Below are 8,490 nucleotides of genomic sequence, written 5' to 3'. Positions count from 1 at the left end.
TCGGCAACACGGCCCGGTCGACGATTCCGTTGTGCGACAACAACCACTGCCCGTCGGTGAACGGCGCGCACGCGCTGGCCTCGATCGGCATGCCGACGGTCGCCGAACGCACCGCGGCCACCACGCAGTGGCTGCGCAGCGCGGGCGCGATGGAATCGAAGGACACGTCGCCCCACAGCGGCGCCTGGCTGCGCCAGCGGCGTGGCGCCCCGCCCTCCGGGGAGCCTGACGAGGAGGTGTCGAAAAACCCGACGCCCCAACCGTCGGCGTTGAGCAGGCAGTGTTTTTGGCGGCGCGGCGCATAGGACTGCACGCGCAGCCCGAACGGCGGGTCGAGCACCAACGAGGAAATCGTGACGCCAGTGCCCAGCCAGCCCAGGTGCCGGCACATCAGGCGCGTTCCCCGTCGCAGACATCCCACGCCAATCGGACGCCGGAGAAGATCTGGCGCCGGTAGGGGTGATCCCAGTTGCGAAAACTCGGCCGCATGATCCCGGCCTCGACGGCCCACGACCCGCCCCGCAACACCCGGTAGTCGCCGTCGAAGAATGGCTGCGAATACCGCTCGTAGAGCATCGGGACGAATCCCGGCCAGGGCCGCAGCGGGGAGGTGGTCCACTCCCAGACCTCGCCGAGCATCTGCTCGACGCCGTACGCCGACGCGCCGCCGGGATAGGCGCCGACGGGCGCCGGCCGCAACGCAGCGCCACCCAGGTTGGCCAGCGTCCCGTCCGGTTTGCGGTCTCCCCAGGGGTAGCGGCGCCGGGTGGCGGTGAACGGATCCCAGGTGCAGGCCTTCTCCCATTCCATTTCGGTGGGCAGCCGGGCACCGGCCCAGGCCGCGTAGGCCTCGGCCTCGAAAAAGCTGACGTGCTGGACGGGTTCGTCGGCAGGGATGTCCTCGACGTGGCCGAACCGGGTGCGAGTCGCGCCGTCGGAACTCCAGAACTGAGGCGCGGTCAGGCCCGCGCCCTGGCGGTGCTGCCAACCGCGCTCGGACCACCAGCGCGGCTGGTCGTAGCCGCCGTCGTCGACGAACTGGCGCCATTCGCCGTTGGTGACGGGAACCCGCCCGATCCGGAACGCGGGCAGGTCGACGACGTGGGCCGGGCGCTCGTTGTCCAACGAATGCGGTTCGCTAGCGGCGTCGACACCGAGCACGAACTCGCCGCCGGGCACCAGCACCGATGTGCCGGCCAACCCCGCTCGACCGCCCGGCAGCCCCGGGCCGTCCCGCAAAAGCGGTGCGCCGCTGCGCAAATTCAAAGCCTGCAACATCGTTTCGTCGTGCTGGTTCTCGTGGCTGACCACCATCGCGTACACGAAGGCCGCCTCGTCACCAGCGGGGTCGTCCGGTAGCACGTCAAGCGCGTCGAGCACGGCGGACCGCACGGTCTGGCAATAGGCCCGCGCCTTGTCCGGCGAGAGCAGCGGCAGGTCGACGCGGCTGGCGCGGGAATGTACGAAGGCGTCGTAGAGCCCCTCGACCGCCGGCGGCAGCATTCCGGGCCGTGCGGGATCGCCACCCCGCAACAGCCACAGTTCCTCCTGCTGACCGATGTGGGCGAGGTCCCACACCAAGGGGCTCATCAACGGGTGGTACTGCCGACGAAGTTCCGCGTCGTCAAACTCGACCAGCCGCAACGTCCGTGTCCGCGTCCGCGCCAAGTCGTCGGCGATGCCCTCCCGGCATGACGACCGCAAGCGCGGCGCTGGGGGCACCTCCCGCTTGCGGGGGACCGGGCGCAGCGGGTCGGAATCATCAGGAGACGTCACAGCTCCCCTTGGGCCAGTCGCGCCACCGTAGCCGCAAGGCCGTGCTCGATCACCTGGTCGGAGAACTCGTCGCCGGGGCAGCGGCCCTGGTCGACAAGGCGCACCAACCGCTGCATCGAATCGCCGAGTTCGGCCGGGGCCTTCGCGGCTGCGACTGCCAGGCACGCGTTTGCCGCCGCGTAGAGCCGTCGATCCCGCAGCCCCACCCGGGCGGCGGTGTCCCAGGCGGTGGCAACCGGTTCGACCGCCTCGGCCGCGACGTCTGCGGCGGCCGGGTCGTCGAGCAGGACCGCCAGGGTGAACGCCACCGCGGGCCATAACGCGTCCGGCACGCTGTCCAAATACCGGATCTCCAGCCACTGCCTGGGCCGCACCGGCGGGAACAACGTGGTCAGGTGGTACTCCAGGTCAGCGACGCTGGGCCGGCGACCCGCGAGCAACACGCGGCCGTCGACCCAGTCGGCAAACGGCACCCAATCGGTGACGGCTTCGGCGTCGGGGTTGTGCACCAGCATCACCGGGGCCTTGAGCGCATACCTGGCCCAGTCGGTGCCCGGGTCATCGCCGCTGGCCCCCAGGATGGGTCCGCAGCGTGCCGAGTCCATCCGCCCCCACACTCGCTGCCGGCTCGACACCCAGCCCGTGAACTCACCGCCCAGCATCGGCGAGTTGGCCGTTATCGCGATCATCATGGGGCCCAAGGCATGTGCCAGGCGCACTCGCGCCGCCCAGCCGTCTCGCGGTCCGGCGTCCACGTTGACTTGGATCGATGCGGTGGACGTCATCATCGCCGCGCCCGCTTCCCCCGACCGGCTGGTCGCGAAGAAGCGTTCCATGGCGCGATACCGGGCGCCGGGGTTGATGCGCCTGGGCGGGCGCAGCGGGTCGGCGCCGAGGAAAACCAGGCCCAGCCCGGCCTCAGCAAACGCCGGCTGCAGCACGGCCTGATCGCGGCGCATGGCGTCGATGGCGGGCACCACGCCGTCGGCCGGCGGCCCGGACAGTTCGACGGCGCCGCCCGGTTCCACGGTGATCCTGCTGCCCCCGGGCAACGCGGGAAGCGCGTCGAGCACGGCGGCGATCTCGTTCCAGCCCGGTCTGCGGTACGGGTCGGCCGGGTCGTGGCAATGGGCCTCCAACTCCAGGCCGATACGGCCCAGCGGGGCGTCCACCAGGCATCCCTCGGCGATGTAATGCGCGACGGCCGCGGAGTCGGCCAGCTCGGCGATGTCCAGCTGCGGGGAGGGGTCAGTGCCGGCCACCCGCGACTGCGACTGCGAAGCCGCGGAGGTGATCGGCGCGAACGTCATATCACGATCCCTTCGGGTCCGGGCAAGCTGAACATTGACTTGCGGACCGCTTCCCTGCGGCAGCTAATCGAACGATAATCGGCGCAACTACGTCTAGTGCTTCATCTATCAGATGCCCCCGACATATTCCCTTCTCCGCACCTCCGCGTGCACGGGGAAGACGGATACCCAAATCGCCCGATTATTGACCCAGGGCGTTCTGCATCGCCCCGGCCAGCACGTTCACGGCGGGCCCGGCGTTACCGGATTGGCACACTTTCGCCTGCAGCAACACGTTTTCGCGCAGCCTGGTTTGATTGAAACAACGGCGATCGGTGCCCGCCTCCTGCTTTGTCCAGTTCTCGTCGGCGGGGCCGGCCGGCCCGCCGTCGAACGACCAGACCTGGGTGCTGCCGTTGTCGAGGTGGAGCGCCGTCGTCTGTCCGGAACAGCCCACCGTTCGATCCACCACCCGATGAAAGGCCCGACCCGCGGCGTCATTGGTGGCGAACACCCCGACGGCTTGTTTGACCAGATGTGTCTGGTCGGTGGCCGACGTCTGGGTGAGGGCTCCGTTGAACGACGCTAGGTCGGGATCGTTGTACACCTCGGGCAAGCCGACGTCGGCCCAGTTGTTGCAGTCCGGGAGGTCCACCCAGTCGCCTTGCCCGGGCTGGGTGAACACCGACTCCCACCCCATGGGTCCGCCGACGATGTTGCCGACCGAACCTTTGCCCAGGACCGCGTAATTCACCACTCCCGGCTCCGACGGGTGCGCGGCCGCCGTCGGCACCGCGATGCTCCCGGCCAGGGCCAAGCCGAAGGCCAGCACGGCCCCTTGTATCTGGGCAACCTGCGAAACCCGCATGGTCATGCAGCGATCATGCCAGGCGCGCGGACGTGCGGTCAGCCCCCGTTGCCCCGGACGCCTTCCTCGACCTTTTTCCCGAGGTCGGGATCGACGTTGCGCCAGTACTCGAACACCCGCGACAGCACCGGCTCCTTCACCCCTTGGGATACATGGCCAATGATGTTGTGCGCCAAGCGTTCCCGGGCCGCGTCGTCGAGGACGTCGCGGACCATGGTGCCGGCCTGCCCCCAGTCGTCGTCCTCGGGGTGCAGTGTGTACGCCGACCTGACCATGTCGCCGTCGGCATGCCAGCGGATCTCGGCGGCGCGTGCCGGGTCCGCATGAGGCCCACCATAGGAATTGGGCGCGTACACGGGGTCAGAGACATTGTTGATTCGCATCGCCCCGTCTTTGGAGTAGCTGTTCACCTCGACCCTCGGGGTATTGACCGGGATCTGCCGATAGTTGGTTCCCAGTCGGGCGCGATGGGCGTCGGAGTACGAGAAGCCCCGCGCCTGCAGCATTTTGTCCGGGCTCAAACCCGTGCCGGGCACGGTGTTGTTCGGCTCGAAAGCCGCCTGCTCGATCTCGGCGTGATAGTCGGTGACGTTGCGGTTCAGCGTCATCCTTCCGACGTCGATCAATGGGTAGTCGCCGTGCGGCCACACCTTCGTCAGATCGAACGGGTTGAAGCGATAGTCCTTGGCTTCCTCGTACGGCATGATCTGCATCTTCAGCGTCCAGCTCGGGTGATCCCCGCGTTCGATCGACTCGAACAGGTCGCGTTGGTGGTAGTCGCCATCCTCGCCGGCCAACCGATCCGCGTCCTCCTGGGTCAGGAACTCGACGCCCTGATCGGTCTTGAAGTGGTACTTCACCCAGAAGATCTCGCCGGCCGCATTGATCCAGCTGTAGGTGTGGCTGCTGTAGCCGTTCATGTTCCGCCAGGTTTTGGGGATTCCGCGGTCGCCCATCAACCAGGTCACCTGATGCGCCGACTCCGGGGACAGACTCCAGAAGTCCCACTGCATGTTGTGGTCGCGAACATTGCTTGCCTGCAAGCGCTTCTGGGAACGGATGAAGTGCTGGAACTTCAACGGATCGCGCATGAAAAAGACCGGGGTGTTGTTGCCGACGAGGTCGAAATTGCCCTCGCTCGTGTAGAACTTCAGCGCGAAGCCACGCGGGTCGCGCCAGGTGTCTGGGCTGCCCCGCTCGCCGGCGACGGTGGAAAACCTGGCCAACATGTCGGTTTTGGTGCCGGGCTGGAAGACCGCGGCCCTGGTGTACTGGCTGACGTCATTGGTCACTTCGAACTGACCGAACGCGCCACCACCTTTGGCGTGCGGCTGACGCTCCGGGATGCGCTCGCGATTGAACATCGCCATCTGTTCAATCAGGTAGTGGTCCTGCAACAGGATCGGGCCGTCTGGGCCGATCGTCAGCGACTGATCGTCGCTTGGCGCGGCGATACCGGCGTCATTGGTCGTGAAACGCTCCGTCATTACGCTCTCTCCTCGTCACCGGGCTGAAGGCCGCACTGCCCCAGGACGCACACGTCTGCACCGAATCCGCTTATGCAGCAAGCATTTTCAGCACCGGGTTGAGCGCCCCGGATTGTCCGGCCCACAATCGAGTGTCCCCTCATCTTGATCTGTCAAGAAAATGCGGGCTGCTCTCGATCGGTTGCCCACTACGGGTTAGTACCCATTCCGGGCGCGACTTAAGTGAGCACCATCAGGGACGCGGCGCGGGTGCGCCCGGGGGCGGGCTCGCAGGCGGCTGCCCGGGGCCGCTGACACCCGGGCCGGCGTGCGGTCCGCCGGGACCGCCCGGACCGCTCGGGGGCATCGGAACGATCAACCCGGGTCCGCCGGGTCCATTACCCCACGGCCCGTTGTCGGGTCCCGGACCAGCGGGTCCGCCGTACCACGGCCCGTAGCCGCCGCCGGGGCCGCCGTACTGCCCAGGCCCGTTACCGGGCCCGGGGCCGCCGGGTCCCCAGGGCCCATTGCCCGGTCCGGGGCCGCCGGGGTGAAACATGCCGTGGTGATGCTGGCAGGGGTGCTGGTGCTTCCAGATGAAGGCACCGACGAAGAACAGGGACGTGAGGATGAAGACGACGCCGGCGACGATCACCACCCAGGCCGCCGCGGTGTAGAGCCGCGGCGGTGTCACCCGGTCCGGGGGCGGTTGCGACGGTGGCCCAACGACTGATGTGGCTGGTGTTGGCTCGGTGGTCGGCTCGACTCGTGGTTCGGGTGTCTCGCTCATGCCTTGCCATATTGCCCCGCATACCTGTGCCCTAACAGGTCCCGGCGATAAAAATGTTGTGAATCGAGATGCGGCGGTTAGGCGCCGGTGACCGCAGACAACAGGCGGCCCGACGCTTGCGTGAAGCGCCGGGCCGCTGGTGGATATGGGTTTTCAGTTGGTCAACACGATGACGCTCGGGACGTGTCCCGGCGCGCCGTGAGCCGTGGCCGCCGCGTGGAAGACCGAAGGCGGGAGCTGACTAGGGGCCATGCCACTGGGGCGCACGCCCGAGGTGGCCGGAGGAGCGGTGGTGGCTCCCGGACCGTTCTGTCCACCCTGACCGCCCTGGCCGCCGGGTGCGCCCGGTGCGCCTGGGCCACCGAAGTTGCCGGGGCCGCCAGGCCCGCGGTGGTGAATCATCGCGTGGTGGTGCTTGTGGTGGTGACCGTGATGACCGCCGCGGTGGCCGAGGATGAAGCCGGTGAAGAAGATGACCGCGAGGATGAACACGATCCCGGCGACGATGGCGACCCACGCGGCGATTTGGAAGACCCGCGGGGCCCGGTAGGCCGCTACCGCTTCCGCGGCGGCCGGTGCAGTGGCGGTGGAGTGCCGCACAGTGGGGGTTTCAGATGTTTCACTCATGAGACAAATGATGAAGCCGTTAACAGTAGTGGCCGCTATGCGCTACTTATGTAAGAGCTGTGAACTAAACGCCCCGGTCAGCGGGTGAAAAGAGCCCGGGCGACGGTCGTATTTGCTGGGTGGTCGTGTGCTGGGTGTGACATTCTGTGCGGGTGTCCGCAGGGGGACCGCCTTCTGGGGTGGTGACGTTCCTGTTCACCGATATTGAGGGTTCGACCCGTCGGTGGGAGTCCGGCGCGGACGCGATGCGGGTGGCCTTGGCCGCCCATGACAAGGTGTTGCGCTCGGCGATCGAGGCCCATGACGGCTTCGTCTTCAGTCACACGGGCGACGGGATGGCCGCGGCGTTCACCTCGCCGATGGCGGCGGTGGAGGCTGCCGTCGACGCGCAGCGCGAACTGGAGTTGCCCGTGCGGATGGGGCTGGCGACCGGCGAGGCCGAGTTTCGGGACAACGACTACTTCGGCACCGTGCTGAATCGGGCCGCGCGGGTGATGGCCGCCGGGCATGGCGGCCAGATCCTCGTGGCGGACTCGACCGCGGGCCTGCTCAGCGGTGTCGAACTGGTGAACCTCGGACCGCGCCGGCTGCGAGACTTATCGAACCCTATCGGGATCTTTCAACTCGCCGCGCCGGGCCTGCGGACGGAATTCCCGCCGTTGCGGACGATCGATTCCAGCCAGGGGAATCTGCGGCCCGCGACCAGCAGCCTGATCGGTCGCGAAGGCGAAATCGAACAGGTCGCGTCGGCGACGCGATCGCATCGCCTGGTCACATTGGCGGGAGTGGGCGGCGTCGGTAAGACGCGATTGGCGACTGCGGTTGCGGCAGCTCTGGCTGACCAATTTCCCGGCGGAGTCTGGGTTTTCGAACTGGCTTCGGTGGCCGATCCTGCGGCCGTACCCGACGCCGTGGCCGCGGTGCTGGGCATCACGCAGCAGCCGGGCATGACGATGAGCGAGTCGATCGCCGCCGCATTGGAGGGCAGGGTCCGCCTCCTCGTCTTCGACAACTGCGAGCACGTCGTTGACGCCGCGGCCGATCTGATCGCCCTCGTCCTCGCGGGGTCGGCCACGGTGAAGATCCTGTCCACCAGCCGTGAGGGGCTGGGCCTCGCCGACGAGCGGCTGTGGCGAGTTCCCTCACTGGAAGTCGCTGCGGCCGTGGAGCTGTTCAGGGAACGGGCGGCGCGGGACCTGTCGGCCGAAGAATCCACGGCGGTCGAGGAGCTCTGCCGTCGACTCGACGGCATCCCCCTGGCGATCGAGCTGGCCGCCTCGCGGATGGAGTCGATGACGGCGACCGAGATGCGCGACCGCCTCGACCACCGATTCAGGCTGCTCGTCCGCTCGCGGCGAGGACTCGAACGTCACCAGACGCTGCGTCAGGCGGTGTCCTGGTCGTATGACCTCCTGGCGGAACCGGAAAAGGCGTTGCTGGAACGGTGTTCGGTGTTCGCCGGTGGCTTCGACGTTCACGGCGCCCGCGCCGTAGCCGGACCCGAGGATGCCGACGAGTTCGCGATCCTCGATCTGCTCGACACGCTGGTGCGCAAGTCCTTGCTTGTCACAGCACGGTCGACGGGTACGACCCGGTTTTCGATGCTGGAGACCATCCGCCAGTTCGCCGAGGAGAAACTCGTCGAACGTGGGGAAGCGGCCGAAGCGAGTTCGG

8 protein-coding genes are annotated in these 8,490 nt (G+C 67.8%); 1 reads left to right on the top strand and 7 read right to left on the bottom strand.

Annotated elements, in window-relative coordinates:
- The 7 genes from A5652_RS05620 to A5652_RS05590 form a co-directional block, all read right to left on the bottom strand.
- On the bottom strand, positions 1 to 391 hold a 391-nt coding region (locus A5652_RS05620; RefSeq protein WP_197513781.1), incomplete at its 3' end, for a class II glutamine amidotransferase.
- The gene (gene egtB / locus A5652_RS05615) at positions 391 to 1,704 is read right to left on the bottom strand and encodes an ergothioneine biosynthesis protein EgtB (protein ID WP_067347505.1); all 1,314 of its coding nucleotides are present in this window, start codon (positions 1,702 to 1,704) and stop codon (positions 391 to 393) included. The genes egtB and A5652_RS05620, both read right to left, overlap by 1 nt.
- Before the next feature lie 68 nt (positions 1,705 to 1,772).
- A complete protein-coding gene (gene egtA / locus A5652_RS05610) occupies positions 1,773 to 3,086 on the bottom strand; it encodes an ergothioneine biosynthesis glutamate--cysteine ligase EgtA (protein ID WP_067347501.1) in 1,314 nt (437 codons plus the stop codon).
- Between the two features lie 181 nt (positions 3,087 to 3,267).
- Positions 3,268 to 3,933, bottom strand: coding sequence for a sensor domain-containing protein (locus tag A5652_RS05605; RefSeq protein WP_369805755.1), 666 nt, complete (start codon positions 3,931 to 3,933; stop codon positions 3,268 to 3,270).
- 38 nt (positions 3,934 to 3,971) lie between these two features.
- A complete protein-coding gene (locus A5652_RS05600) occupies positions 3,972 to 5,420 on the bottom strand; it encodes a catalase (protein WP_067347494.1) in 1,449 nt (482 codons plus the stop codon).
- Positions 5,421 to 5,652: 232 nt separating this feature from the next.
- Positions 5,653 to 6,189, bottom strand: a complete 537-nt coding sequence (locus tag A5652_RS26465) for a hypothetical protein (RefSeq protein ID WP_082983780.1) — start codon at positions 6,187 to 6,189, stop codon at positions 5,653 to 5,655.
- Between the two features lie 153 nt (positions 6,190 to 6,342).
- Complete coding sequence (locus tag A5652_RS05590) at positions 6,343 to 6,789, bottom strand: hypothetical protein (RefSeq protein ID WP_197513783.1); 447 nt, start codon at positions 6,787 to 6,789, stop codon at positions 6,343 to 6,345.
- A 173-nt stretch (positions 6,790 to 6,962) separates the two neighbouring features.
- Between A5652_RS05590 and A5652_RS05585 the strand changes: the two genes are divergently transcribed.
- Positions 6,963 to 8,490 (top strand): NB-ARC domain-containing protein (locus A5652_RS05585; RefSeq protein ID WP_197513779.1); only part of this gene is annotated, 1,528 nt, incomplete at its 3' end.

Source organism: Mycobacterium sp. 1165178.9, from assembly GCF_001673555.1.
In the GTDB taxonomy this organism is placed as follows: domain Bacteria; phylum Actinomycetota; class Actinomycetes; order Mycobacteriales; family Mycobacteriaceae; genus Mycobacterium.
This window is presented reverse-complemented; position numbering and strand designations above follow the sequence as displayed.